Here is a 26,086-nt window from a genome sequence, read left to right as displayed (position 1 = left end):
CAATACCGAATTTAAAAGGAAATGATTAGATGGGGTTTACCGCCAGCTTACGATAAAACAATCTACTTTAGCTTATAAAACACACTTGCCAGTGGCGGAATTTTCATTCTTACTGACTGAGAATGACCTTCGCTTTCAACTGGCTCTGTCGATATAGAGTGAGGAACTAAATAACCGCTCCCCGCATATCGAGTATCGTCTGTACTGAGTAACAACTGATATTCTCCAGACAATGGGACACCAAGCCGGAAGTTATCATGTGGCACTGGCGTAAAGTTGGTGACTACCAAAATGCGCTCTCCACGAGAACTTAACCTTTCATGCGCCAAAATAGAAGCTTGTGCTGCATCTTGTAAACGCCATTCAAAACCACTGGGTTCACAATCAAGCTCATACAGAGCGGGCTGAGAAGAATAGAGTTTATTTAAGTCGCGGACTAAAGATTGCACACCTTGATGACGCTCAAACTTAAGTAAAAACCACTGCAGTTGATCTTCATGGTTCCACTCCGCTGTCTGGCCAATTTCTGTGCCCATAAAATTAAGCTTTTTACCCGGCTGTGCGTACATATAACCTAAATAAGCTCTCAAATTTGCCGTCTGCTGCCATTCATCTCCCGGCATTTTGCTATGGATTGCTCCTTTACCATACACAACTTCGTCATGAGATAAAGACAATACATAGTTCTCACTGTGTGCATAAACCATAGGGAAAGTAATGGTGTCATGATGATATTTACGATGGACAGGATCCTCTTTGATATAGGATAGTGAGTCATGCATCCAACCCATATTCCACTTAAATCCAAAACCCAGCCCACCAAGAAACGTTGGGGCCGATACTCCAGGGAACGCCGTTGACTCTTCAGCTATCGTCATTGCATTGGGAAAATGAAGATAAACCTCTTCATTCATCCACTTTAACGTTGCAATAGCGTCGTAGTTTTCATTTCCTCCATCGATGTTGGGAATCCACTCATCGTGACTGCGGGAGTAATCCAAATACAACATTGATGCTACGGCATCGACTCTAATTCCATCGATATGAAATTGTTCAAACCAATACAAAGCGTTAGCAACGAGAAAGCGACGCACATGTTCACGACCTAAATCATAAATGTAAGAATTCCAATCTTGGTGCCAACCACGGCGAGGATCAGGATCATGAAACAGTGGAGTACCATCAAAGTTTGCCAAACCATGATCATCGGAGGGGAAATGCGCGGGAACCCAATCAATCACAACACCAATTCCCGCTAGATGACACTGATCGACAAAATGTTTAAAGTCATCTGGTGAACCAAATCGGCTGGTAGGAGCAAACAAGCCCACAGGTTGATAGCCCCAAGAGCCATAAAATGGATGCTCAGATACTGGCATTAACTCTATATGGCTATAACCCATATCTTTTACGTAAGGAATAAGCTGCTCGGCGAGTTCACGATAGGTAAGAAAGTCACCGTTTTCTTTTCGACGCCAAGATCCCAAGTGAAGCTCATAAAAAGACAGAGCTTGTGTGGTTTTTTCAGTGACGGGGCGGTTCTGCCACTGTGCATCTTGCCAATTATATCTTCTGTGATCGTATGTTAATGAGGCAAATGATGGGTATTGCTCCGCATAAGCCCCCCAAGGATCAGCTTTGTGCGGTAAACCTGTACCATCTGGACCTTTAAGTTCAAATTTGTATTTTTCGTTTTCTTCTAAGCCAGGAATAAAAATGCCCCACATACCATAGTCTAACCTTTGCATTGGGGTACGGCGGCCATCCCATTGATTAAACTCTCCGACTAAACTACACGCTGATGCATGAGGCGCATAAACAAGAAAGCGTACACCTTGGATACGCCTACCAGCACGTTGTAGAGTAACAAATTGAGCACCCATTTGATGATACATACGTTTGGGCGTATGTAAGTCCTCATAGTCAGCGTATATCTCGTGATATTGGTAAGGGTCATCAAGAATGTGTTCATCATCTTGCCAAGTCACAGCAAGTTTATAATGAATTTGACTTAAATCGCGGCGCTCGCGCAGCACAAACCCTGAGTCGCCTTCTCGTTCTAGGGCTAGACGCTTTTCGCCCTCAATAATTAACTCAACTTTATCTGCACCTGGCATCCAAACTCGTAGCGCACAACGTTTTGATGCTTGATAGGGTCCCAAAAATGAAAATGGATCGGCGCAAGATGCGCTCGATAGCTGATCATGCATTGCATTGTTTTTGTCGTGTATTATCGTTTTCAAACGATTCTCTCCCTAGCCTAAATTAGTCGGCAATTGACCCATTCAACATATCGATTAACGCAAGTTCTTCTGGCCAAGAGCATCCTATTATGAATACGCGCTTAACGGACTCTATACCCTAATAGATGCACGTAAGCCCGCTCTAAAGTGCGGGCTTTTTAAATCACCAATAGCTTGTTATATAAAACCTAATCCCAGATAAACTAATCTGCTTTACTGCGCTCTTTAGTTAACTTACTGGCTATACGATTAACCCCTTCTTTGGCAAAGATTTCATCAAGATTCATAGAGAGCTTGCGCCGCCAGTTCGGGTACTCATCAGTGGTCCCTGGAATATTGACTGGATTATCCATCTCTAACCAGTCTTCAAGCTGCACACTTAGCAGTGCTGAAGACCCCGCCGCAACATGTTGCTGAAGACCTTCGGCGAGATAAGAATCCATAGGAACATATTGAGCGTCACGACCCACTCCATTAGGTAAATAACCATGCCATGCCACAGAATCAAGAATTCCTTGCTTACTTTTTAATCGGTTAGTAAATAAACCATCCAACTGATTTTTATCGGGGTATAAACCCAGCTCTTGGCCCATTTTGAGATCATCGCAATGCCAAAAGCCCCGTAGGGTTGGCATATCATGGGTACATAGTGTAGCCATCGACTGATGTGTATAGTGTTTGGGTGAAATATAACCACCATCTTCCTCTGATGTTTCAAAGAAAAAGACTTTGTAGGAATGAACACCAGCTTCACTTAAAAGTTCAACAATCTCATCAGGTACAGTACCTAAGTCCTCACCTATAACACTGCATTGGTGGCGGTGCGACTCCAACGCAAGAATAGATAACATATCCTCAACGGGATAATACATATAGGCGCCTTGAGTGGCATTTTTTCCGGTTGGGATCCACCACAAACGCAGCAACCCAAGCACATGGTCAATACGTAATGCGCCGCAATGCTTCATGTTAGCTTGTAAAAGCTTAATGTAAGCATCATAGCCGGTGGCTTGCAAAGTCTGTGGGTTAAGGGGAGGCAATCCCCAGTTCTGACCCAAAGGCCCTAATACATCTGGCGGAGCACCGATACTAACATCCATAACCAAGTTGCCATTGTCAGCCCAAGTTTCAGCGCCAGCCCCGGCAACACCAACAGCCAAGTCTCGATATAAACCGATCGACATTCCTTTTTCTTCGGCTAATGCCTGAGCCTCTTGAATTTGGATGTCTGCAACCCACTGTAGATACATATACACATGTACTTGGTCGATATTTTCAGCAATAAAGTTTTCAACCGCCTTGCTATCAAAATGTTGGAGATCTTGCGAAAAGGCTGTCCAGCCCCAAATTTGACCATTTTCATTTTGCAAAGCAGCATGCAATGCATCAAAAGCAGCTTGGTGTAACAAACTTTCCCCACCCTGCTCAACAAATGCTAAAAAGGCATCCGCCCTGCTGGTGCATTTATTAAGGTGGCGTTTTTTAAACTCTCGGTATAGTAAAGGAAGCACACTGAGTTTTAGATTCGCTACCTCTGTGTAATTTACCCAATGCGCATCTCGTACTTTGTGCAAGCGCTGTTGAAAGTCTGCACTACCCACTTTTTGCTGAGCCTCAACACAGAGCGAGAACTCAGCCACTGAGCTGACATCTATATACATAATATTTAGCCAACGTCGTGAAGATGGGCTGTACGGACTCGCGGCTTCTGGATTAGCAGGAAACAGAGCATGAATAGGATTCAAGCCGACAAAATCTCCTCCCCTTGAAGCAATATCGGATACCAACTGTTTTAGGTCCCCAAAATCTCCCATCCCCCAGTTGTGCTGAGAACGAAGAGTATACAGCTGCACACTCGGCCCCCACATCTTTTTGCCGTTTTCAATATCTCCTTGCTTGTAACAAGACCTAGGCGTAATAATCAAGGTCATGGTATACGGTGATTTACGGCGTTTACGAGTTATAGTGAGCTTGTGATAGCCCCATTTTAGATCACCGGGTAATTCAAAGATCAGGGGGCCTCCTGAGCTTCGCTCATCACGTACAATCTGTGATTGTAGATATCCCTCTAAGGCAGCACCTTGTTCGGTATCCAGACGCCAACTAAACTCACTTTCACGAGCACTCGATCCCAAGTACATGTTCACATACACAGGATCGCCATCACGAACGACCAATACTGGGTTTAAAACCTCTTGCTTGTGCTTTTTAAGTGCCGAATTAATTAACTTTTCATCTGAGGTTATGTCATAACCCAAAGATGCGAGTAAATCTGGAATGGTCTGCTCTTCAACTTGTGTGTGTTGGTCCCATGCACTGACGTAGCTAGTGGCAATATTTGCCATTTCAGCGACATGTTTTAATGCGTTTATTTGTGTCATCGCTAACTCCGAAAAGACTCTCTACCTTCCATGTATTGAGTGTTGATAAGTAAAAGCCAAGCCCATAAATGACTTGGCTTGATGAGTATTGCTAGCGCTTAATAGCTTCCAATTTCCAGATATTATTAACGTAATCTCGAATTGAGCGATCTGAACTAAACTTACCGACTAACGCGGTATTGAGTATCGCTTTTCTCGCCCAACCGGTTTGGTCTCTGTATTGCCTATCCATATCCTGATGCGCCTGTACATAAGATGCAAAATCAGCAAGACACAAATACGGGTCACCACCATCAAGTAAACTGTCATAAGTCGCGCGCAATCTGTCAGGCTCACCTGGTGTAAACTCGTCTCCCAGTAGAAGATCCAATGATGCTTTGAGTAAGGGGTCAGCATGGTAATAATCGAATGGATTGTATCCATCGCTTCTTAGTGAGGCGACTTCATTCACATCGAGACCAAAAATATAGATATTGTCATCGCCTACTTCTTCACGAATCTCGACGTTCGCGCCATCCATAGTACCAATCGTCAATGCACCGTTAAGCGCCATCTTCATGTTGCCGGTACCAGATGCCTCCTTGCCTGCTGTTGAGATTTGTTCGGATACATCAGCTGCTGGGATGATAATCTCAGCAATACTCACTCGATAGTCAGGAATAAATACAACCTTTAGCTTATTACCAATTCTCGGATCATGATTTATCTTCGCGGCAATCTTATTGATAGCGAATATGATGTCCTTTGCCAGATGATATCCAGGCGCCGCTTTGGCCGCAAAGAAGACAACACGAGGCACCATATCAAAATCAGGATCATTGAGTAATCTGTGATATAGCGACAAAATATGCAGCATATTTAAATGCTGACGCTTGTACTCATGTAAACGCTTTATCTGCACATCAAAAATAGCCTTGGTGTCGAGTTCAACATCCAGATGCTCTTTTACCCAATCAGCAAGACGCTGCTTATTACGCTTCTTAACTGCCATAAACTGCTGTTGGAACTCGGCATCATCGGCATACTGAGCGATTTGCTCAAGCTGCTCTAGGTGTGCTGGCCATTCATTGCCAATTCTACTTGAGATAAGTTCAGACAAGTCTGGATTACAAAACTTCAACCAGCGACGTGGAGTAATACCATTAGTCACATTCTGTAGCTTAGATGGATACAAGTCATCAAATTCAGGAAACAAATCACGCTTAACCAACTGGGAATGAAGAGCAGCAACTCCATTTACGGCGTAAGAACCAATAACACTTAAGTTAGCCATTCTCACCATGCGATGAAAGCCTTCTTCAATGATGGATAGCTTTTGTTGCTTCGCTACATCACCGGGCCATTTTCGGCGCACCTCTTGTAAAAATAGATGGTTAATGTGGTAAATAATTTCCATATGGCGTGGAAGCAGTCGCTCAATTAATGACTCACTCCAAGTTTCCAAAGCTTCAGGGAGCAAAGTGTGGTTAGTATAAGCAAATGTCTCAGAGCTAATGGCCCAAGCTTCATCCCAGCCTATGCCTTTCTCGTCAATGAGAATACGCATCAACTCTGGAATAGCAATGGTTGGGTGTGTATCGTTTAATTGAATGGTTTCGTACTTAGGTAAAGAAGCTAGCGTATGGCCTGCTTCTTCATGACGACGCAAAATATCTCTTACGGATGCGGCAGAATGGAAGTATTGCTGCATTAGACGCAAAGTTTTACCTTTTTCATGATTATCATTTGGGTACAAGACTTTGGTAATGTTACCCGCGTCAATCAAAGCATGCTGGGCTTCAAAATAATCACCATTGTTAAAACTTGCCAATGAGAAAGGCGCAATAGCTCGACATTCCCACAAACGCAAAGGATAAACCGTGTTCGACTGGTAACCGACAATTGGCAAGTCCCAAGGCATGGCTTTTACAGACATGCCAGGGACCCAACGCCGCTTTTCTTTGCCTTCTTCTCGATAAACCTCAACGTGACCATAAAAACCAATTTCTTGGGCAAGATCAGGACGAGCAATCTCCCATGGGTAACCTTCAACACATCGCCACGCATCTGGAGCTTCTTGCTGATGACCATCAACAAAAGATTGCTTAAACAAACCATATTCGTAGTGGAGACCATAGCCAACAGTTGGATACTCTTGCGCTGCCAATGAATCCATAAAGCAAGCGGCCAACCGTCCCAGCCCTCCATTCCCTAATGACGGATCTCGCTCTTCTTCTAGAAGATCTGTCAAGTTCTGTCCTAGCTCTGTCATTACTTGGCTAACTTGTTCATAAAGGCCAAGGCTGATTAAGTTGTTACCCGTTAAGCGGCCAATCAAAAACTCAAGAGACAAATAATTAACACTTTTCGCATTGTTAATTTTGCTATCTTGCTCTGTTTGAAGCATATCAAACGTGGTCAGCTCAGCTAGTGCGCTTCCCATGGCTAAATACCAAGAACGGCTACTGGCTCTTTCTTCAGTCGTGGCATAAGTTGAAGTTAAGTGCTTTTTAACGCTCTGCTTAAATGCTGCCGTATCAAAGTTTTTCTGTTGAGTAGATTTCATTGGAGAACTCTCATCTGTCGGGTTTATCCATTTCAGCAATATCGTGCAATGACGCAATAACGGCAACATCCTCCCAACTCAAAAACCTTTTGGGAGGAGGAGACAGGGCGTAGAGTCTTCTCGCGCTTCACCTCGGTGATCTAACTCCCAAATCCTGTAGGCTTAAACTAATTGGCGGTGATAAAGATCACATCACACAACGTGTTTAACCATAATCTTTGTTTGATGGTGGCAGGCGACAAAATTTTAGTAAATTAATTAATATGCATATCTGATCACAAAATATAACCAGTTATCACGTAATTCTCATCGCAATAGGTGCAATGCTTGGCGTTGCAGATTGCTACAGAGCCCCCTAGTGGCGATCTAGATCTCATTTTTAGGGCGTAGGAAAGTTCAAAATGTGAAATGTGCAAAAATCTGATGGCTGATCAATAACTGCTCCTTAAGTTCTCAAGTAACATCGGTATCATTATCAGATGAACTCCAAAGATACATACTTGTTATGATTATCGGAGCACAGGGGAAAAAGATGTGGATTCCTTCTAAGCTAACCCGCCCAGGTCGTTTACACCATGCCATTATTCGACCACGTGTTCTCGACTTATTGCAAAATGCCCCTTGCTACAAGTTGGTACTATTTCGCTCTCCTGCAGGGTACGGAAAGACGACAATGGCCTCGCAGTGGTTAATCGATAAGTCAAATGTCGGCTGGTATAACATTGATGAAAGCGACAACGACGCTTTTCGATTCGTCAATTACCTACTAAAAGCGTTAAACAAAGCGACTCATAATGCTTGCTCTGTCTCACAAAAACTCGCCGAGAAGAGGCAGTTTTCTTCTCTTGATTCGCTATTTAGCCAAGTCTGCTCTGAACTTGTCCATTGCAGCCAAGAATGCTATCTCGTTCTTGATGATTTTCATCTCATTTCTAACACTGAAATCCACGCAGCATTGCGATTTTTGATCAAGCACATGCCCGACAACCTTACTTTGGTTGTGACCAGCAGGTCAACGCCACCTATTGGCACGGCAAATTTGAGAGTTCGCGATTTGATGATAGAGATTGGTCATGAGTTTCTCGCTTTTGACTATGAGGAAACCAACCGCTTTTTCAGTGCTCGAATATCAGGGAGTATCGATAATGTCGTTGTGAGTCATTTACGTGATTATGTAGAGGGTTGGCCATCAGCATTACAGCTCATTGCCCTTCAATCACAAAATCAGCACAAAAGTCTAGCTCAGTCACTTGAGTCCTACTCACAATTTAATCATAGCCATCTGTGGGATTATTTAGTTGAGGAAGTGTTTGAGCAACTTGACGCAGACACTCGCCAATTTTTGTTACAATGCTCCGTTTTCGATCATTTTAATGATGTTTTAGCAAGCGAGCTTACACAAAGAAAAGACGCCTTAAATATTATCGAATCTCTAAATCGCTATGGTTTGTTTATACACCCACTAGAAGGTGAGCAAAACTGGTTCCGCTTTCATAATTTATTCGCTGAATTTCTTTCCCATGAACGGGCAGCACGTATACCTCACCAAGTTGAAGATCTGCATCAAACAGCAGCGCAGGCATGGTTAAAACTATCATCACCTCATCAGGCACTCTATCACATTCAAAAAGCGGGTAATCTAGAGCTCACAGCTGAGATCCTGTGTAAGTATGGCTGGGACATGTTTAATTGCGGAGAGCTCCAGACATTAGAAAAAGCGATGAATACTCTCTCTAACAAACAGTTATATAGCGAACCTAAGCTATGTATGCTCCAAGCTTGGCTAGCCCAGAGTCAGCATAGATATAATGACGTCGGCCATTTGTTGTCCCTCGCTGATGATCAGATGAAAGCACTTAATATCTCTTTAAGCACAAAACAGATGGGAGAGCTGAATGCCTTACGAGCCCAAGTTGCCATCAACCAAAATGAGCCAGAAAAAGCGTTGGAACTCGCAGAGCTGTCTCTTGGGCAACTGGACAACAACGAATATCGCAGCCGAATAGTGGCTACTTCTGTCATAGGTGAAGTTAACCATGTGTTAGGACATCTAAGCCGAGCACTGCCTATGATGCAACAAACAGAAAAGCTGGCTCGGCAATACCAAGTCTACCATCAAGCACTTTGGGCAATGCTTCAACAAAGCGAAATACTCATTGCGCAGGGATATGTGCAAGCCGCATTCGAAGTACAAGAGAGTGCGTTTAGATTGGTAGAAGAGCACCAATTACAACAGGTACCTATGCACGAGTTTCTTCTCCGCCTTCGAGCACAAGTCTTCTGGTGCTGGAATAGACTCGATGAAGCCGAAGAGTGTTCACATAAAGGCCTTAAGGTTCTAGGCGACGCAAGTCCAAGCAAACATCTGCATTGCTATTCAATGCTTGCTCGAATCTCAATAGCTCGGGGTGAACTCGATAAAGCCAACAAGTTCATTGATAACATCCTTCATTTACTCCAACAGTCGACTTATCATGTCGACTGGATGGCTAACGCATCGTTATCACTGATTTTGTTTTGGCAAGCACGAGATGATATGGAGTCTATGCAGCACTGGCTAGACACAACATCACAGCCAGAACAAGCTTGTAATCATTTCACCCAGCTTCAGTGGAGAAACATTGCTCGAGCCCAAATAAATTTAGGCATGCTAGATAAAGCATCAGAAACCCTAAATTTTTTACAGCAGGAAGCAAATACCAATCATTTGGTCACTGATAACAACCGTAACTTAATTGTCGAAACGGTTCTTGCAACCGCTCAAAACGATGAGACAAGAGCAAAGTTATTGCTGAAACAAGCTTTGGAGCTCACTAACCAGACTGGCATTCTTGGTAACTTCCTTATTGAAGGAGTACGTATTGGACCGGTTTTAAGTAATTTAGTCAATAATAATGAGCTCAGCGATCTTGAGCGCCATCGCGCTCAGCAGTTGCTCAAGGAGATATCCAACAGTCAGCGAAGTCGTTCTGTACATTTCGATGAAGAGTTTGTTGATAAGTTAATCCACCATCCTAGTGTGCCTGAATTAGTGCGTACCAGCCCACTGACTCAGCGCGAATGGCAAGTGCTTGGTTTAATCTATTCAGGATTTAGCAATGAGCAAATCGCTCAAGAGCTCGATGTCGCGGGGACAACAATCAAAACTCATATCCGTAACCTTTATCAAAAACTTGCGATTGCTAATCGCAAAGAAGCCATTACTACTGCTGAAAACTTATTGCAGTTAATGGGTTACTGATTTTTAACTGGTGTGCATTAACAGGACAGGAAGAGCTTGCTTCAATACAAACTCTTCTGTCAAAGTAAATAGTGCGCACTAGCCTACTCATCTAAAGGCAAATCAGCCATTTGCTGTAATGAATAGGCCGTAGTGGGGTCTATGTCTTTCACTAATTCTTCAACTTGCTCAATAGCCTCAATAGAAGAACTTGCTTTACGATAACTTAAATAAATGGGTCGGTTCCAATCGTCAACACCAGTGACTTTAAAAAGTTGCCCACTGGTAATGAAAGGTTCAACAAGTGACGCAGGTAAATAAGCACTACCCCCTTTCTCCAAGATAAAATCAAGCGCAATACGGGCCGTTGATGTTCTTAAGTAAGGCGCTGGTATCTTAGGGTGCCTACCTGCATGTTCTGAGGCGAATTTTGTTCCCCAATCGACATACACGTATTTGTCCTCAAAAACACTGCCCATGTGATGCTCATCAGTAGTTACCAGCACCAATACAATGTCTGCAACACGCTTGCAATACAGTTCATCAGCCTTAATTTGGTCGAATGCAAAAGCCATGTCCAAGGTTCGCTCTTGCAAACTACGATTAAGGGATTCTCGACTCATGACTTCAGCCATAAAGCCATACCCCCCGAATGAATCCGTCACTACACTCAAACAGTTTTGCAAGTATGCATCCCACACATTAGGCGTACCACCCATGGTTAACTGCAGCGCTTTACCACTCTCTAGAGATAGCTCCAATTTGGCCTGCTGAAGCGTCGCAACCATAACCTCAGCATAACTCACCAAGCGCTCACCAGAAGACGTCAATTTGATATTGTTTCTGTTTCGAATAAAAAGCTGTGTATCAAAGTAATTTTCGAGTTGTTTGATACGTGCACTGACGGCCGCTTGAGTAATGTACAGGTTCTCTGCAGCACGACCAAAGTGACGCACATTAGCCAATTCTAAAAATGTCTTGAAAACTTTAACATCCATGAAAGACCTCGATTCGGACCAACCATCTTTGCTGGTTCAATGTAATTTCTACAAGATAAACCGATTCACACCCTTAATAAAAGTGTTTAATGGATACGATAAAAAGGTTTTGTTTTTCTTTTATGAAATTTAGGCCTACTTTTCGTTTTAGTTCAACTAAGTATGTTAACAGAGGCGACCTGATATGTCTGACACTCTATTTCGTCACGGCAAAAAACGTTTTTTTGACAATGAAAAGTTTCCACGTGGCTTTGCAAAATCTGGCGATTTTACGCTGGCTGAGGAAGAAATCCTAACTCTTTATGGCGATACTATGCAGGGATTAGAGACGGGGTTAATAGAACCTGATAATGCAGAGGAAAAACACTTCATCAAAGTGTTAGAAAGCCCCTCGAAAGCCAAGTCTAAACTCGAACGTGTATGGCTAAAGTATGTTCAGCTTGCTCGAGGTAGAAAACGTTTCCATACATTGAATGGTCGTAGCAAACCTGAAACTGTGGAAGATTACTCAAATGATGGAACCTTAGTAGAAGAAGATTGAGTTGATATAGAAAGCCCCTTCACACGAGGGGCTTTCCGCTATTTAGCCAACATAGATACCTTCTTTAGAAAGCTGTCGCGTAGATGTTCCTGATCGTAGTCAAGATGGTATGTGTTATGAAAGCCCACCTTAAGCTCTACTCCATTCCCGCGCAGGTACACACTATAACCATCGTAGTCTGAAAAAGCCTCCACACCCTCGTACATTTTACCATGCTCTGTGGGTGAGCCTTTTGCTATGACCATTTCATAAGCATGCAGCACCTTAGTAACATCAAGCTCATTTTTCATCATACAATCTCCTTATACTCACCATTTTAGTATGCATAGCATCTATTGCTTTCGCCATACCAAACCTTGACCCAAATCAAAAGCAAGTAAACTTAGTATCAGGACGCCTGAGAACTAAGATCGGGGTGGACAACTCAAAGCCCAGAGCTGATAAAAGAATTAATCTAATCCGGAAAGCATCCTACTTTAAGCATCTTGATTAGGAGTTAAAGACCAGTCTTCAATCGCGAAGCTATAGCAAAGTTTATAAATCGCTCCCTGCCCTCCTGAATGGTCAAGGAAATTACGTAAAACAGCAACCATTGCCCCATTATCTCGATTGTCTTCGAAGTCACTCATATCAACCGTTAAACTCCCTAGGCTAACATCATGAGCTGCCACGTCCTTTTCTCGTACTTCAATAACAATAGGCCCTTTGTCTAGAGGAAAACGGAAGTAACGGCCATATTCCTGTATAAAGCAGTTGCTATCACCTTTGTCCATTTCAATCACGCCGCCATTTGGAGGACAAAATCCTGCACCGTCATGAGATTGATCATTTACATAGGTTTGCTGAAGGTACACATCGTCGTCACCTTCGGCAGCATTTGCTATCCACTCACCTATTTTAGCTACACCCTGGATGAGATCACTTGCTAAGCCAAATGCTTCACTCATAACTTCCGCCTTAGGTGTCTTCACTTTCCCAATAGCTTGTGATGTCGCACTCAGCACATCACTTGCAACAGCAGCAACAGCGTCAATGACTTCTTTGTTACAATTAGCAGAACTTTGCTCACAGCCAATACCTAAAATACGTAATGTCGGTACCTTCTGCGAAATCAACCGCCAAGTAATTTTATATCTCGCTTTACAACCAGAAACCGTATTGGAGTGAATATTAGTATCTCCATACGCGATATCAGAGGTATGGATAGTAAAGTCACCAATCACCTCGTCACTATCTGGATTTTTTGCTTTATCTTGTTCACGAACTTCAATTTTGACATTATCACCATACTCAAGAGAATAATTTAAAGCGACCTTGCGATACTTATCATCACCATCATTCATATCAAAAGTATTACTTTCATCCGCATTTTCAGGGTAAGTCCCTTTATAGGTCCCATCTATCCATATCTTAAAGTAAATCTCGTCGTGCCCTGGCTCACCCGTGACTTTTTCACATATCAATTCATCAAGTACTAGTGTGCATTTCCTGTGACTCATTTTTATCTCCGAACGCATATAAAACAAGACACCCATACTTGCATTTAAGGGGGGAAACTCAAGACACGAGAACTAAAATTATGATTTTAGTATGATTTTTATGATACCCATACTTTGATAAGTTTCATCCTAGACTCTTTAGTAAATGGATAGATTAAATCCAAAAAATGGTCGCAACCAATGTGAGTACGAACACACAAATCAAATTGAGAATGAACCCAACCCGCATCATCTCACTCTGTTTAATATGACCAGAGCCAAACACAATTGCATTGGGCGGTGTCGCCACTGGAAGCATAAATGCACACGAAGCCGCGACTGCTATCAATACCGACAGCACAATCGGTGATAAGCCAAATGCTTCGGCCACACTGGCAAAAATGGGAATGAGCAAAGCAGCACTCGCAGTATTACTTGCAAACTCAGTAAGAAAAACCACAAAAGCCGCAATGATAGCCACAACGACAATAATACCCAATTGTGAAATCAGGTGGCTCAGTTCATTGGCAAGAAAGACACTGGTTCCTGTAGCTTTGAGCACGTTACTCAAACAAATACCACCACCAAACAACAGTAAGACGCCCCAGTCTGCTGTTTTCTCGATATCTTTCCAATGGACAACACGAGCAAAGTTAACCGCAATAACCGCACCTAAGGCCACAATAGTATCGAACTTAGCGTAACCTCCGATCATGGCATTAATTGGCTTACTAAAGATCCACAAGCATACCGTCAATGCAAAAATTGCCAAGGTGACCATCTTACCTTTATCCCAGTCGACAGGCGCATGGTCTAATTCAAACTGACCGGACAAATTAGGCTTTAATACATAAAACAGCACTGCAATCGCAATCGGTAAAAGTAACAGCGAAGTTGGTAAACCAAAACTCATCCAATCGGTAAAACTCAAGCCGACTTCTGCCGCTGCTATAGCGTTTGGCGGACTACCGACTACAGTGGCTATACCACCGATACTGGCGCTGTATGCCATTCCCAACAAAACAAATACGTATGTTTTATGACCACTTTCAGAGTTAACTTTACTCAGCACGCCTAAAACTAGCGGCAACATCATTGCTGTCGTTGCAGTGTTACTGATCCACATAGACAAACCTGCCGTAACACCAAAAAGCATAAAAACAGCTGTGCTCATTTTACCTCGGGCAACAAGCAAAACTTTCTCTGCAATCACCTTATCTAATCCTTGGCGATGCATCGCAGCAGCAAGAGCAAAGCCCCCCAGAAACAAAAAGATAATCGAGTTTGAAAAATTATTCAGCGCTGTCTGAGTATCAAAAATACCAAGTAAGACAGCCATAACAGGTACAAGAATTGCCGTAACAGTCACGTGCAGCGCTTCGGTCAACCAAAGAATACCTATAAACGCGAGCATACTAAGACCTAATACGACTTGAGGTTCAAAAGGCAAAGTGAAGTATAGAATGACAAATAAGGCCACATCAGCGAGGACAATGAGGCTGTTACGGTTAAACAACCACTCACTGGTATTGGTGGGCAAAGGGACGTTATCGTTTCGATTCATTATAATATTTCCTCATCAGGCTCAGACAGCACACCGAATGATCCCACATAAAGTGAGGGAAATAGTTTTTTTGTTATAAAAACGTTAAGCGTCTCAAAACATAAAACAGGTAAAGTACGATAATTAAAGGTTTAACAAAAAACCAAAGCCGGAACCAAGCTGTGTTCGCCCAGAACCTCTACCATAACTGACTGTATGGCAAGTAGGCCATGTTAAGCACCATAAGTAGCACCATCGACAGAAAAGTGAGTTTCATTCCTTGAATTCGACCTTTTAAATTTTCTGCCAAAATGCCTCTAGCGTGTATTAGTCGGCCCAAAAAAAACAAGATACCGATGACATGAATCATCCACGGACTCGCACCATTATACTCAATCAAAACTAATAGAATTAATGTGATTGGAATGTAGTCTACCGCATTACTGTGTGCACTCCGAGCCACTTGCAGCGCACTGACCCCACCATCTGCATATGCGACTTTAGCGCTGCGACGCTGTTTAATAACTTGAAACGAAAGCCAGATCATTAATCCAGCTAATATCGAAGCATACAAAGCTGAAATCATGCATTTCTCCTAAGTAAAAGGATTTGTTAACAGGATTCATTGATGCAACATTCAGCCTGAAGAAAACAAATCACCTCTGAAAGATTTTGGTACTCAGCCACACAATACAATATTCGCCCCTCTCTGCGCTGAGTAATAAGTTTTGCAGAAGCTAGACTCGAAATATGATGAGAAAGAGTCGAGCCTGGAATTTCTAGCATTTCCTGAATAGTACCGACAGATACGCCTTTTTTACCAGCTTTAACAACACATTTATAAATTGATAAACGAGTAGGATGTCCAAGCTCTTTGAGCGCCTTTGCCACTTCCTCAAGTTTCATTCATTGCTCCTAAACACAAGCATTTCTACAACAGTCGAAGTATAAACCGATTTCAATTAACACAGCTAGATTATTCACTTTCTTGATGCATATGACTCGTTCTACAGCACAAAGCAAGAGCAAAAACCTGCTGAACCCCGTCATTTTTGATACAGTCAACAACAAGCAATCTAACTGAGGAAAAAACATGAGAATTGCATTGATCACCCTGATATTGCTAATTGCTGGCTGCTCAAATACGTGGCAGGGAGTAAAAGATGACTCATCTAAAGTATGGGAAGACACCAAGCAAGCGATCCATGAAGCAACAGAAGACTAACCTCTGCTGTATTCTCAGCCTTTTCCTATATTGAGCACATATCTGATTTAGCGTGTTAGACAGATTGGTTAACATGCTTTTGCCACCAAAGTTTGACCAGCGTTATTAACCTATTGATTATGAATTGAATTTTCAATAGAGAAGCTGCACAATTGGAGCGAAAAATAGTTAGACAAATACCTTTTTAACTCACCACGGAGGCCTAATGTACAAAGGAAGCTGTTTATGTGGCTCAATCCATTTCGAGCTGCATGGTGGAATCACAGATCCTATTTATTGTCATTGCTCACTATGTCGAAAAGCAAGTGGTAGCGCATTTGCAACCAATGGCTATGTGAATAAATCCGATCTTCAGCTTAATGATGAAAAAGGCACTCTCACCTACTATGAAAGTAGCCTAGGTAAGAGGAAGTATTTTTGTTTAGCATGTGGTGCACCCATTTACAGCTCAAATTCAGACAAGCCAGACAAAGTAAGAATCCGTTTAGGGGCTATCGACACTGACATTATCGAAAGGCCAATCTCTCATAACTTCATCACGTCAAAAGGAAATTGGGAAGAGCTAGAAACAACCCTGCCAATGTATGAAGGGCACGAGCCATCGAGAAAGTAATTAGCGTATGGAAACCAGTATGAAAATAAATATTGTGGGTGCAGGTCGTGTTGGCCAAACTCTTGGAAAACTGCTTGTCGATACCAAAGTTGTGCAGGTTGGCTCCATTTATAACCGGACCAAGTTAAACGCTGAAAGGTCTGCTTTATTTATTGGCGCAGGAACTCCAATTGCCAACTTAAGTGACATGGAGCAAGCCGACCTATATATGATAACAACGGCGGACGGGGCTCTTGGTGAAGTTTGCGATCGCATGTTGGATGTTCACAACTTTAAACAGGGTAGCGTGATTTTTCATTGCAGTGGTGTTGCTCCATCAAATCTTTTTAAACGAGCCCAAGAGCATGGGTGCTATATCGCTAGTGTGCATCCGGTCAAAAGCTTTGCCGATCCTACTATCGCAGTGTTAGATTTTGACGGCACCTTTTGCGCAATTGAAGGAGATGAGAAGGCACTAGACATACTTGAGAAATGTTTGCGCACCATCGGAGGACAAAGCTTTAGAATCGATACCGATAAAAAAGCTCTTTATCACGGTGCAACCGTAATGGCATGCAATAATCTTGTTGCACTAATAGAAGCCGCGACCTCAATGTATGTTGATTCTGGTCTCGATAGAGAGAGCGCTCTCAAAGTAATGCAACCGATTGTACGTGGCACCATCACCAATGTATTCACCTTAGGAACCGTATCCGCTTTAACCGGTCCTATAGCGCGAGGGGATTCAGAAACGATCAGTAAACACTTAGATGCCTTAAAAGATGACGACGGCATGCTCAGCGATGTTTACTCTTCACTTGGAAAGTGGGCACTAAGCTTGTCCAAACAACAAGGCAGTGCAACCCCAGAATCTCTTGATAATATTCACATGCAGCTAAAGCAGGCATCGCTCCCCGGCAATTAAAGAGAACTAATACCATTATGTGATTTCTTGCCTGCCCTTTAAGTATTTTAAAAAAATGATCATGGCTCAAAGTATTGCAGCATAAAATGAACTAGCGCTTATAACCCAAAGTCCTTCTAATAAGCTTTTAGCCCTGTCAACCAAAAGCTCTTCTCGAGAACGCAGCTTTCTCTGCAGTCTTTATCAATAGCCTCATGCATTCAAGATTATAAAGGTCTATTTCATACTTGTATCTGAACTTGGGTTTATTTCAAAGACAACATTTATCATTAATAAAGTCAGCCCCAGATAAGCACAAGCTCGATATGTCAATTCTTTAAGTCATGATCACCACCTAATCAATAGGGTAGTCAACAATATTTATTGACTATTTAAAATACAACTCATTCTTAAAGAACAAAACAATAATGCAATATTGAATTATTTATTTCAATAATTAATTATTGTTTTTTTTTGTATTGATATAGCAAAAAGAAAAATGGATAATTTCTTGGTACGCTTTAGACAAATGATTGGGCGATTGAATGAGCGATGAGATATTGATTTCACTAGGAAAAGCTCAAATTATGGTATCGCTCGGGTTTATATCCTTTACAACTGTGATAGAAGAAAAGCTTGGATTTAGTGTTCACTTTTTAACCCCAGATGAGAAATCGGCTTATTTGTCTGACTCCCACGGCATGAAAAAAAGTTTTAAAAGCTTAGATTCATGCTCAAAAGCATTAAAAAAACTAGGTATTTATACATTTCAAGTTGAATTAAAAAATGATAAGAATTAGCGCTTATGATATGGACGCTCTAACCAGAAGTTACATGGATGATATAGAGATGGTGATCTCCGACAGAATCATATTCTTTAGAGGAAAACTAAAAGATCAACATTTTGTATTTGTCACCAAACGTAACGATATTGCGACATTCAAAAGCATCAAAGCTTGCAGGGACTTCATTGGTGAATTTCTCCCAGATAAAAAAATTACCGTGACAATGGAATGAACGAATTAATCGAAAAATGCCAGCAAGACAAAGGCTCTGTGACTCTGTTTAACTTATTTTTTAATCCGATTAAAAACCTAGACAATCAAGAGTCCGACCTATTTGTTGATATGATAGATAATAGCAAAATTGTTAATGTTCTAGATTCAATAGACAATAATATTCTGCATTACTCCTTAATGATTAATTCTCCTCTTTCCAGTTCAATCGCCAAAAGATTCCCAAGTCTAATCAGCCAAAAAAACCTACTAGGCCAACTACCATGTCATTTCGGTGCTTTTCATAACAATCTGGACTTAAATAAATTTTCGCCAGCACATGGCTCACTGCGTGATAACCGAGGCTTTACCCCTCTTCACATTGCTGCAGAATTAGGTAACCAAAACCATATAAAGTCAATGGCAGAATCTATCGAAGAAAGAAATGTATTTAACGCGTTTGCCCTTCATTGGGCGTTAAAGAACGACGAAAAAAATAGTATAAAAAGAGTGAACAAGTTGGTTTTTTCTAAGGCATTACTTCAAACTACCAATTCAGTTCAAATGAAAACCAAAAATGCAATTGGGATGACTCCGAAAGATTGGATGGAAGCGACATGCTCTGCGAATGAAATTGACTTTATAATGTTCAAGTGAGCAAGCATTGGCTCTAGTTAACCAAAATCGTTGCTTTTGGATATTGTAACGGGGATAAACCCCGTTAGCGTTACTATCTTTCCCCTAACACTTCAAATTCATCAAAAGACAAACGCGCAGCTCCATCCTCACATATGGTCCATACTTCCTTATGTACAACGCCATAGGCTTTATTCATAGTCCAACGTGAAGACAATGCAAAGCTTTTATCATCGACTTGCTCCCATTGAATGTCACTGTAAGCCACATCAGAAAAACCTTGATCTATAATGTCCTGCCAAAATTTAAGTATCTGCTCACGACCTTCAAAGGTTCCAAAAGGCTTAGCGACCATAACCGCATCTTGAGTATATTGCTCAGCACATCCCTTGGCATCTTTTTGATTAAATGCCATTTTCCACGCTTCACTACCCAAGTTACATAATGTCAAAGTTGATGGTTTCATTGTAATTCTCCTTGCTAGTTTGATGAGAGCAGTGTATCCCTAGTGTTAACATGTAAAAACAAATAAATTAGAAAATACTGTTTATAAAAAGAGAACAATAATGAATAAACATAAGCAAATGTTGATCTTCAAAACGATTGTAGACTCAGGCTCTATTTCGAAGGCAGCAGAGAGGCTTGAGCTATCAAAATCTGTACTCAGTAATCACCTTAAGCACCTAGAGAATGAGCTCAATGTCGATTTACTAAAGAGAACAACGCGAAGACAATCACTGACTTTGGCTGGAGAACAATTCTATCAGCACTGCGTCGCATTAAATGATGTGATGTCGCGAGCATGGGAGGATATTCATCAACTCCAACATGAACCGCAAGGGAAAGTATCAGTAACCGCACCTGTCGCCCTGATGGATAACATAGTCATTCCAGCTTTAAGTGATGCATTTACCCTATATCCAAAGGTATCAGTACATTTGATTGCCGATGATAGACAATTAGATTTGCTTCAGCATGATATCGATATTGCCATTCGAGTTGGAGAGTCTCCAGACAGCAACATTAAGCAAAAAAGAATTGGCCGCTTTCAAGACATACTCTGCCAATCAAAGCACAGCCTCAAGTCGCCCGCTGACGCAAATTACATTGCAAACCATTGGCAACCTAAAGAAATAGTTCATATCCTAAATGACAGACTAAGTGCATCGACTACAGAACTTAATTACACATCCCACCACAGAGCAAACAGCGTCAATCAAGTCGCTAGCCTGATTCAACACAACATGGGGATTGGTTTATTGCCAGATTTCTTGCTCGCTCAATATCCAGATATAGAACCATGTTTTAAGGATCATTATCTGGCAATCAACAACGTTTATGCACTTCATCCATATTCAAAATCTCCACCAGCTTCTGTCGTTCATGCGATCAACACAATCGAAAAAAGACTGAAATCCGTGACGGAATTTTGAACATCTACTTAACCGAGATCAAGCTTCAAAATTATTTGTGATCACACCCGAAGTAGTGTCCTACAATTGAAAAACTTATCAATAAATTGCTAGGGGGAATTAACGATGATTTCAACATTCAGAGACTACGAACTACAAGATAAAGATCACTTTCATGCTCATATAGAGGTCAATCCTACTGGGCTATTAGATGTTGATATTATTGAGAAAAAAGAACACCACCAAACAGAGCTTTGCAACGTAAGCTTTGAAAAGCTAACAGGTAAGACACGCTTAAAAGGTAAGGAAGCACAGCACCAGTGGCAACTCGATCTTGATGACAAGGATGCAATAGAGTTGCACCACCTCATCTCCAAGGCTAATGAAGAATATGAGACACTTATGCGTGACCTATAAAACAACACTTAACTGTTGGGAAGAGTCGTATTTTCCTGACAGTTTATTTCTCTAATATCGCTACCCCAATCTTGTTTTAAGACACCGACTCAAAATTTGATCGCTCAATTTCTCTAATTTGGCAGCAAAGAGATAGATTAACAACACAAACACCACAGAACCCAAAAGATCTATTGGCCTGTGCATTCCAAACCATAACCGACTGTATGCCACTCCCATCGCCCAAGCGCTTATTGCCAGTGTAAGCAAGTAACGACCATTTAGCAGAAATAAATTGCCAAAAAACGCTAAACAAATAGCAGCAAAAATCGTATGGCCTGATGGAAATGAATAATCTCGTTCTCCCTGCCACTGGTCCGTTCTCCAAACACTCACAATATTGTCCATCTCTGCTATCACTTGACTCTTTTGCAGCGAACTTAAGTTATAGAAATGAGAGGGCTGGGGGATCAAAAGATGTTGCGTCAAAGCTTCAGTATATGGTCTAGGACTTTCCGTCATCTGTTTAAGGGTCGTCTTGCAAATAAAACCCAAAACAAGTATCAATCCTAGGTGACACATTTTTTTCACCCATTCGGAACGCTTGGGAATAAGTTTCCAAGAAGTAGCCAACAAAACGATGAGCGAAATTACAAACCCTTTGGGACCCGCAGAGAATGTTAAGGCTGTGAGGCTAAAGCCCATGGGCGCTGACACCGAGCTGAGTAAATCAATATCATAAACAAAGACACTTAAAGCCATTAGTCCTAGAAAAAATAAGATTAGAAGTGTCACACCATATTGATTGCTAGATAAAGAATGCTTCACTACCTATACTCCGCATCGAAATCTTGAAGAGGCAAAATATTAATCGAAGCATTAGGGACAATTTATCAGATCAATGTCAAATCAGTGAAAGTTCGCGCTAACATGTTAAAGTCATCACACAGTAGAACTATATCATTCAATAGGTTAAGACCAATCACTAATACATAGACAGCTTAGAGCCAGAGACCAGGACTCGTCAGCTTATCAACGCACATTAGCATGACCATCAAAGAAATGATGAACAGGCCCCCGTCCCTGACCAACCTTAAGCTGATCAGCATGAGCGATAGCTTGCGATATATACTGTTTTGCCAGATATACAGCCTTATGCAGCCTATACCCTTGGGCCAAATACGATGCCAGAGCAGAAGAGAGGGTGCACCCTGTACCATGAGTATTGCGGGTTAAATGACGGCGCGAATGTAACCACTCAACACTGTCAGGTAAGATCAGCAAATCGGAACTATTTGATGAAAATTCCATATGTCCACCTTTTAAAAGTACAGCCTTACACTCAAGTTGGCGCAATGGCTCGATAATGCCCTCAATTTGGTATATATCCTTGGGTTCGCCTCTTTCAGTTAAGGCAGCTCCCTCTGGCAAGTTAGGGGTAATTAAGTCTGCCATCGGCAGCAATTCCTCTCTTAATGTACCAATTGCTGAATCTTCTATGAGTAATTGTCCGCTGGTTGAAACCATCACAGGATCAATGACCAAGTATTGGGGTTGATATTGCTTAAGTTTATTTGCGACTAGCTTAATCACGCTTGAATCAACCAGCATTCCTACTTTAACGGCAGCAACATCAAGATCACTAAATACTGCATCTAACTGACTTTCAATGTATTTAAGTGGTACAGGATGAATAGTAGAAACACCTAGAGTATTTTGAGCAGTAATTGCTGTGATAACAGAGCATGAATAGCTGCCAGTTGCTGATAAAGCTTTAATATCGGCTTGAATGCCAGCCCCTCCACTACTGTCAGAGCCAGCAATGGTTAATACAACGGGAGGAATAGAGTCTTGAGTTGGCATATTAGCTCCTTGTACTGGAAGTAAAGAAACCCTTTGCCAATCAACAGCCACTTAACTCAATGTAAGTGAGCAAAATGAGAGCACAAATCGTTTGCACACCCAAGCAAATAGTTCCCTACGCCAGTATTAACTGAATCAGGTTCTGCGGGTCCCGCAATGCGATCTCAGCTTATAAGGTAACAACTCATTTAAGCTCCCCGACTATCTGAGCTCAATCCTAGCAAGAAATCAAACTCTCTAACACCCTAATCTTTATTGGGACGACATAGTCGTCCAGCCTCAAACGAACATGCTATTCTTTATTAATGGCTATAATGGGCATGAGAGGTTTACCAATGGCGCAAGAAGCTCTGTTATCTCGTATCAATGAACTACCTCGTATCCAGAAAGTACTGCAAGATTTGCTTAACATGGTGAATGAAGATGAAGTGGACTTCGAGCAGCTTTCAAAAACAATATCTACTGATCAGGTGCTGAGTGCAAGGCTCCTACGCATGGCTAACTCCGCACATTTTGGAGGAAATACATCCGTATCTTCCGTTCATCAAGCAGTGTTGCGTGTAGGGACAGGACCAGTAAGAACATTGGTTGTCGCCTCTGTCCTATCGAGCGCCTTTCCTAAGGTCAAAACATTAGACCTCAATCAATACTGGATAGACACTTTTGAAGTGTCTGTCATCGCTAGCAAAATTGCTGAGCAAATGAAGGTAGACCCTCATGAAGTTTTTACAACAGGTATACTCCATAATATCGGCGAACTCATGATTCATACTTTAGTACCGGAAGCGGCTGTAGAAATCACCACAAGAGCACAAAATGGAGAAGATGCCATCTCTGTTCAAGAAGAGTTGCTGAATATCAGCGCTCCAGCCTTAGGCGCCAAATTGGCAAAAACGTGGAACTTCCCAGCTCCCATGGTTGATGCTATTGCAAACTTCCATGAGCCAAGAGATGCAGAGTTATCACCTCAAATGGCCACCACCATTCACTTGGCGCGCACTATAAATAGAGATTGGGATGAACTAGTAACCGAAGAGTCTAAGCTAAGGTATATTAATGAACACCCAGATTCTAGGCTACTTCAAATACCAGCGGACTTTGCATTTACGATAGATCAGTTTCGTGGAAATGGCCGTGAGTTGGCGGCACAGCTTAATGCCACCTAACTAGGCCAAAAACCTAAAAGCCAGAAGTTTCTGTGGTTACTTTTTTTACTGTCGCACCGCCTTGACTACCGATCAGAGTCAAGAAAACGGTTAATAGCTGACCTTGCTCAGTGCACAGGGAGAATTGCTCCATTTTTTTCTCACCGAGTTTTAGAAATTGCAGCTTGATATTGTACACTGAATAACACCAGCGACCGTTATGGTCTACGATCAATGAGCCTAAAGTATCCTTGCCTGCCATCACGCTATCTATGTCAAATGAAGAGAAAGGACCGGCTTGTTCGGGAAGCTCAAACACACCCGAGTCAACCAACAATGGAAAGTCGCTGCTGTTAGAAAAATCATCAAGTTTCGAGTCATACCTCTCTGCTTCTGAGTGATCTGACCTACTATCGGCAAACATTCGTAGACTAGAGATATTGACACTACGATGACTCGCATGAGGATTAAGGGAATGAGCCATAACCGCCTCCTGTGATTCTAAATGCATCCAATGAACTCAATAACGCAAGCGGTGTGCCATAAATCAACCCGTCGTAAATCTTAAAAAGCTATTACTGTTCAAACAGATAGCTATTGTGGCATTATGAACACAACCTCGCTTTCAAAATGAGTCGCAAAACAAAACAAGGTTACTAATATATTAACGGCAATAAAGGGCGATAGTTTAATATTAGGCAAAACCATGTCATTACGACAAATCTTATGTTCACCAAAACGCAATAAAATAAGAAGTATCAGACTATGAAATTAGAAAACCTAGATACACCTGCTTTGTTCATTGACATAGACACTGTCGAAAATAACCTGATAGAAATGCAACGCAGAATTGACCACCTTGGCTTGACACTCAGACCTCATACTAAGGCACATAAAATTCCTCAACTGGCGCAAAAACAGATTGATTTGGGTGCAAAGGGGATATGCACTTCTAAGCTTGGTGAAGCCGAGATAATGCTCGAAGGTGGTATTCGAGACATTCTGATCACCACGCCTATTGCGGGCGATGCCAAAGTCCAGCGTCTGATTAAGCTCCACAATCAATACCCTGAAGCTAAGCTATACCAAGTTATCGACCATCCTTTACATATTGAAGCTATTGCTCAGTTAGCCTTAAAGGCTCAAGTAGAAGTCAACCTTTTAATCGAGGTGGAAAGTGGCCAACAAAGATGTGGTGTCGCGGTTGGTCAAGACTTATTAGCTCTCATTGAAAAAATCGTCGATACCCAAGGAGTAAATTACTCGGGCATACAAGCATACAGTGGTCACTTGCAACTAATTAAAGGCTTCGAGGAAAGGCAGAAGCAAGCACGCAGTGCCGTTACCGAGCTGTTTGACTACATAGAAACTGAACTCAAGCCACGTAAATTAACACCCCAAATTATTAGTGGAGGGGGGACTGGTACTTATCAAGCCTATCAAGGTTTACATTACACTGAGATACAAGCTGGATCATATCTATTTATGGATGCTTCATACTCCAATATTGGAGACGAGGAACATCAGGATGCTAACCGACAGTTTGTACCCGCTCTAAAAGTACTTAGCACAGTGATCAGCCACCCTGAATCAAACCGTGCCGTGATTGACGCTGGAATGAAGTCACTTTCAATCGACCTAGGGATGCCCACGGTCGATACTAGACAAGATATCACCTATCAATGTGGTGGCGACGAACATGGCATACTGCACATCAGCTCAGAAAAAACACTAGATATAGGTCAAACCTTAATACTTACCCCGAGTCATTGCGACACCACTTTAAACAACTTTGACTATCTGCATGTCGTGAAAAATGGACAGGTAGTAGACAGATGGAATATTGCTGGTCGAGGACGTTCAGACTAGCATGTATTCAGTCATCTTCTGACCAAATAAAAAAGGAGCAGCACTGCTAATGCCGATCAGTTAAACATTAATCGGCAGATCAATTGAATGATCCCATCAG

At 42.0% G+C, this 26,086-nt stretch carries 25 protein-coding genes and 1 riboswitch; of the genes, 12 read left to right on the top strand and 13 right to left on the bottom strand.

Annotated features, from left to right (window positions below; translation table 11 throughout):
* Positions 1–62: 62 nt before the first annotated feature.
* The 3 genes from glgB to AAFM34_RS14745 all read right to left on the bottom strand — a co-directional run bounded on the left by glgB (position 63) and on the right by AAFM34_RS14745 (position 7,169).
* Positions 63–2,210, bottom strand: coding sequence for a 1,4-alpha-glucan branching protein GlgB (glgB, locus tag AAFM34_RS14755; RefSeq protein ID WP_341664126.1), 2,148 nt, complete (start codon positions 2,208–2,210; stop codon positions 63–65).
* Positions 2,211–2,446: 236 nt separating this feature from the next.
* The gene (gene malQ, locus AAFM34_RS14750) at positions 2,447–4,624 is read right to left on the bottom strand and encodes a 4-alpha-glucanotransferase (RefSeq protein ID WP_341664122.1); all 2,178 of its coding nucleotides are present in this window, start codon (positions 4,622–4,624) and stop codon (positions 2,447–2,449) included.
* A gap of 91 nt (positions 4,625–4,715) precedes the next feature.
* Entirely contained in the window at positions 4,716–7,169 is a 2,454-nt protein-coding gene (locus AAFM34_RS14745; protein ID WP_341664120.1) for a glycogen/starch/alpha-glucan phosphorylase, read from the bottom strand.
* 532 nt (positions 7,170–7,701) lie between these two features.
* On the opposite strand from AAFM34_RS14745, the gene malT reads away from it, so the two are divergent.
* Positions 7,702–10,410: an HTH-type transcriptional regulator MalT gene (malT, locus tag AAFM34_RS14740; RefSeq protein ID WP_341664118.1), complete on the top strand. Its 2,709-nt coding sequence runs from the start codon at positions 7,702–7,704 to the stop codon at positions 10,408–10,410.
* Between the two features lie 83 nt (positions 10,411–10,493).
* Here malT and AAFM34_RS14735 read toward each other — a convergent pair whose 3' ends face one another.
* Positions 10,494–11,387, bottom strand: a complete 894-nt coding sequence (locus tag AAFM34_RS14735) for a LysR family transcriptional regulator (protein ID WP_341664116.1) — start codon at positions 11,385–11,387, stop codon at positions 10,494–10,496.
* A gap of 184 nt (positions 11,388–11,571) precedes the next feature.
* On the opposite strand from AAFM34_RS14735, the gene AAFM34_RS14730 reads away from it, so the two are divergent.
* Positions 11,572–11,928, top strand: a complete 357-nt coding sequence (locus tag AAFM34_RS14730; RefSeq protein WP_341664114.1) for a DUF413 domain-containing protein — start codon at positions 11,572–11,574, stop codon at positions 11,926–11,928.
* A gap of 38 nt (positions 11,929–11,966) precedes the next feature.
* On the opposite strand, the gene AAFM34_RS14725 is transcribed toward AAFM34_RS14730, so the two are convergent.
* The 5 genes from AAFM34_RS14725 to AAFM34_RS14705 form a co-directional block, all read right to left on the bottom strand.
* Positions 11,967–12,218, bottom strand: a complete 252-nt coding sequence (locus AAFM34_RS14725) for a DUF3081 domain-containing protein (RefSeq protein WP_341664124.1) — start codon at positions 12,216–12,218, stop codon at positions 11,967–11,969.
* Between the two features lie 186 nt (positions 12,219–12,404).
* A complete protein-coding gene (locus tag AAFM34_RS14720) occupies positions 12,405–13,427 on the bottom strand; it encodes a hypothetical protein (protein WP_341664112.1) in 1,023 nt (340 codons plus the stop codon).
* Positions 13,428–13,581: 154 nt separating this feature from the next.
* Positions 13,582–14,970: a DASS family sodium-coupled anion symporter gene (locus AAFM34_RS14715; protein ID WP_341664110.1), complete on the bottom strand. Its 1,389-nt coding sequence runs from the start codon at positions 14,968–14,970 to the stop codon at positions 13,582–13,584.
* Positions 14,971–15,148: 178 nt separating this feature from the next.
* Positions 15,149–15,535, bottom strand: coding sequence for an MAPEG family protein (locus AAFM34_RS14710; protein ID WP_341664108.1), 387 nt, complete (start codon positions 15,533–15,535; stop codon positions 15,149–15,151).
* A gap of 26 nt (positions 15,536–15,561) precedes the next feature.
* A complete protein-coding gene (locus tag AAFM34_RS14705) occupies positions 15,562–15,855 on the bottom strand; it encodes a metalloregulator ArsR/SmtB family transcription factor (RefSeq protein WP_341664106.1) in 294 nt (97 codons plus the stop codon).
* A gap of 187 nt (positions 15,856–16,042) precedes the next feature.
* Here AAFM34_RS14705 and AAFM34_RS14700 point away from each other — a divergent pair, with 187 nt between their 5' ends.
* The 6 genes from AAFM34_RS14700 to AAFM34_RS14675 all read left to right on the top strand — a co-directional run bounded on the left by AAFM34_RS14700 (position 16,043) and on the right by AAFM34_RS14675 (position 19,322).
* On the top strand, positions 16,043–16,174 hold the full coding sequence (locus AAFM34_RS14700) for an entericidin EcnAB (RefSeq protein WP_341664104.1): 132 nt from the start codon (positions 16,043–16,045) through the stop codon (positions 16,172–16,174).
* A gap of 205 nt (positions 16,175–16,379) precedes the next feature.
* Positions 16,380–16,787, top strand: a complete 408-nt coding sequence (locus AAFM34_RS14695; RefSeq protein ID WP_341664102.1) for a GFA family protein — start codon at positions 16,380–16,382, stop codon at positions 16,785–16,787.
* 19 nt (positions 16,788–16,806) lie between these two features.
* Positions 16,807–17,691 carry a Rossmann-like and DUF2520 domain-containing protein gene (locus AAFM34_RS14690; RefSeq protein WP_341664100.1) on the top strand — a complete coding sequence of 295 codons (885 nt, stop codon included), beginning with the start codon at positions 16,807–16,809 and terminating at the stop codon, positions 17,689–17,691.
* A gap of 524 nt (positions 17,692–18,215) precedes the next feature.
* The gene (locus AAFM34_RS14685) at positions 18,216–18,470 is read left to right on the top strand and encodes a hypothetical protein (RefSeq protein WP_341664098.1); all 255 of its coding nucleotides are present in this window, start codon (positions 18,216–18,218) and stop codon (positions 18,468–18,470) included.
* Positions 18,457–18,687 (top strand): hypothetical protein, encoded by a 231-nt coding sequence (locus tag AAFM34_RS14680; RefSeq protein WP_341664096.1) that lies wholly within the window; start codon positions 18,457–18,459, stop codon positions 18,685–18,687. The genes AAFM34_RS14685 and AAFM34_RS14680 overlap by 14 nt, the downstream gene beginning before the upstream one ends.
* Positions 18,684–19,322 (top strand): hypothetical protein, encoded by a 639-nt coding sequence (locus AAFM34_RS14675; RefSeq protein ID WP_341664094.1) that lies wholly within the window; start codon positions 18,684–18,686, stop codon positions 19,320–19,322. Before AAFM34_RS14680 ends, AAFM34_RS14675 begins: the two co-directional genes overlap by 4 nt.
* 73 nt (positions 19,323–19,395) lie before the next feature.
* On the opposite strand, the gene AAFM34_RS14670 is transcribed toward AAFM34_RS14675, so the two are convergent.
* Positions 19,396–19,767, bottom strand: coding sequence for a nuclear transport factor 2 family protein (locus tag AAFM34_RS14670; RefSeq protein WP_341664092.1), 372 nt, complete (start codon positions 19,765–19,767; stop codon positions 19,396–19,398).
* 100 nt (positions 19,768–19,867) lie between these two features.
* Between AAFM34_RS14670 and AAFM34_RS14665 the strand changes: the two genes are divergently transcribed.
* Positions 19,868–20,734: a LysR family transcriptional regulator gene (locus tag AAFM34_RS14665; RefSeq protein WP_341664090.1), complete on the top strand. Its 867-nt coding sequence runs from the start codon at positions 19,868–19,870 to the stop codon at positions 20,732–20,734.
* Positions 20,735–20,839: 105 nt separating this feature from the next.
* Positions 20,840–21,130 carry a hypothetical protein gene (locus AAFM34_RS14660; RefSeq protein WP_341664088.1) on the top strand — a complete coding sequence of 97 codons (291 nt, stop codon included), beginning with the start codon at positions 20,840–20,842 and terminating at the stop codon, positions 21,128–21,130.
* Between the two features lie 60 nt (positions 21,131–21,190).
* On the opposite strand, the gene AAFM34_RS14655 is transcribed toward AAFM34_RS14660, so the two are convergent.
* Both AAFM34_RS14655 and thiD read right to left on the bottom strand, forming a co-directional pair.
* Complete coding sequence (locus tag AAFM34_RS14655; protein WP_341664086.1) at positions 21,191–21,937, bottom strand: phosphatase PAP2 family protein; 747 nt, start codon at positions 21,935–21,937, stop codon at positions 21,191–21,193.
* A gap of 204 nt (positions 21,938–22,141) precedes the next feature.
* Positions 22,142–22,972, bottom strand: coding sequence for a bifunctional hydroxymethylpyrimidine kinase/phosphomethylpyrimidine kinase (thiD, locus tag AAFM34_RS14650; protein ID WP_341664084.1), 831 nt, complete (start codon positions 22,970–22,972; stop codon positions 22,142–22,144).
* Positions 22,973–23,067: 95 nt separating this feature from the next.
* Positions 23,068–23,182: riboswitch (TPP riboswitch) on the bottom strand.
* A gap of 125 nt (positions 23,183–23,307) precedes the next feature.
* Here thiD and AAFM34_RS14645 point away from each other — a divergent pair.
* The gene (locus AAFM34_RS14645) at positions 23,308–24,138 is read left to right on the top strand and encodes an HDOD domain-containing protein (protein ID WP_341664082.1); all 831 of its coding nucleotides are present in this window, start codon (positions 23,308–23,310) and stop codon (positions 24,136–24,138) included.
* 13 nt (positions 24,139–24,151) lie between these two features.
* Here AAFM34_RS14645 and AAFM34_RS14640 read toward each other — a convergent pair whose 3' ends face one another.
* A complete protein-coding gene (locus tag AAFM34_RS14640; RefSeq protein ID WP_341664080.1) occupies positions 24,152–24,601 on the bottom strand; it encodes a VCBS domain-containing protein in 450 nt (149 codons plus the stop codon).
* Between the two features lie 281 nt (positions 24,602–24,882).
* Between AAFM34_RS14640 and AAFM34_RS14635 the strand changes: the two genes are divergently transcribed.
* Positions 24,883–25,986 (top strand): DSD1 family PLP-dependent enzyme, encoded by a 1,104-nt coding sequence (locus AAFM34_RS14635; protein ID WP_341664078.1) that lies wholly within the window; start codon positions 24,883–24,885, stop codon positions 25,984–25,986.
* Positions 25,987–26,086 lie beyond the last annotated feature (100 nt).

This window comes from Vibrio sp., assembly GCF_038138445.1.
GTDB lineage: Bacteria > Pseudomonadota > Gammaproteobacteria > Enterobacterales > Vibrionaceae > Vibrio.
This window is presented reverse-complemented; position numbering and strand designations above follow the sequence as displayed.

Bases quoted from the DNA above. Each gene is read 5' to 3' on its own strand.
- AAFM34_RS14735 (WP_341664116.1), bottom strand. From the start codon at position 11,387: ATGGATGTTAAAGTTTTCAAGACATTTTTAGAATTGGCTAATGTGCGT.
- AAFM34_RS14635 (WP_341664078.1), top strand. From the start codon at position 24,883: ATGAAATTAGAAAACCTAGATACACCTGCTTTGTTCATTGACATAGAC.
- AAFM34_RS14710 (WP_341664108.1), bottom strand. From the start codon at position 15,535: ATGATTTCAGCTTTGTATGCTTCGATATTAGCTGGATTAATGATCTGG.
- glgB (WP_341664126.1), bottom strand. From the start codon at position 2,210: ATGCATGATCAGCTATCGAGCGCATCTTGCGCCGATCCATTTTCATTT.
- AAFM34_RS14695 (WP_341664102.1), top strand. From the start codon at position 16,380: ATGTACAAAGGAAGCTGTTTATGTGGCTCAATCCATTTCGAGCTGCAT.
- AAFM34_RS14645 (WP_341664082.1), top strand. From the start codon at position 23,308: ATGGCGCAAGAAGCTCTGTTATCTCGTATCAATGAACTACCTCGTATC.
- malT (WP_341664118.1), top strand. From the start codon at position 7,702: ATGTGGATTCCTTCTAAGCTAACCCGCCCAGGTCGTTTACACCATGCC.
- AAFM34_RS14640 (WP_341664080.1), bottom strand. From the start codon at position 24,601: ATGGCTCATTCCCTTAATCCTCATGCGAGTCATCGTAGTGTCAATATC.
- thiD (WP_341664084.1), bottom strand. From the start codon at position 22,972: ATGCCAACTCAAGACTCTATTCCTCCCGTTGTATTAACCATTGCTGGC.
- AAFM34_RS14685 (WP_341664098.1), top strand. From the start codon at position 18,216: ATGAGCGATGAGATATTGATTTCACTAGGAAAAGCTCAAATTATGGTA.
- AAFM34_RS14675 (WP_341664094.1), top strand. From the start codon at position 18,684: ATGAACGAATTAATCGAAAAATGCCAGCAAGACAAAGGCTCTGTGACT.
- AAFM34_RS14700 (WP_341664104.1), top strand. From the start codon at position 16,043: ATGAGAATTGCATTGATCACCCTGATATTGCTAATTGCTGGCTGCTCA.
- AAFM34_RS14720 (WP_341664112.1), bottom strand. From the start codon at position 13,427: ATGAGTCACAGGAAATGCACACTAGTACTTGATGAATTGATATGTGAA.
- AAFM34_RS14660 (WP_341664088.1), top strand. From the start codon at position 20,840: ATGATTTCAACATTCAGAGACTACGAACTACAAGATAAAGATCACTTT.
- AAFM34_RS14690 (WP_341664100.1), top strand. From the start codon at position 16,807: ATGAAAATAAATATTGTGGGTGCAGGTCGTGTTGGCCAAACTCTTGGA.
- AAFM34_RS14665 (WP_341664090.1), top strand. From the start codon at position 19,868: ATGAATAAACATAAGCAAATGTTGATCTTCAAAACGATTGTAGACTCA.
- AAFM34_RS14730 (WP_341664114.1), top strand. From the start codon at position 11,572: ATGTCTGACACTCTATTTCGTCACGGCAAAAAACGTTTTTTTGACAAT.
- AAFM34_RS14745 (WP_341664120.1), bottom strand. From the start codon at position 7,169: ATGAAATCTACTCAACAGAAAAACTTTGATACGGCAGCATTTAAGCAG.
- AAFM34_RS14705 (WP_341664106.1), bottom strand. From the start codon at position 15,855: ATGAAACTTGAGGAAGTGGCAAAGGCGCTCAAAGAGCTTGGACATCCT.
- AAFM34_RS14680 (WP_341664096.1), top strand. From the start codon at position 18,457: ATGATAAGAATTAGCGCTTATGATATGGACGCTCTAACCAGAAGTTAC.
- AAFM34_RS14670 (WP_341664092.1), bottom strand. From the start codon at position 19,767: ATGAAACCATCAACTTTGACATTATGTAACTTGGGTAGTGAAGCGTGG.
- AAFM34_RS14725 (WP_341664124.1), bottom strand. From the start codon at position 12,218: ATGAAAAATGAGCTTGATGTTACTAAGGTGCTGCATGCTTATGAAATG.
- malQ (WP_341664122.1), bottom strand. From the start codon at position 4,624: ATGACACAAATAAACGCATTAAAACATGTCGCTGAAATGGCAAATATT.
- AAFM34_RS14715 (WP_341664110.1), bottom strand. From the start codon at position 14,970: ATGAATCGAAACGATAACGTCCCTTTGCCCACCAATACCAGTGAGTGG.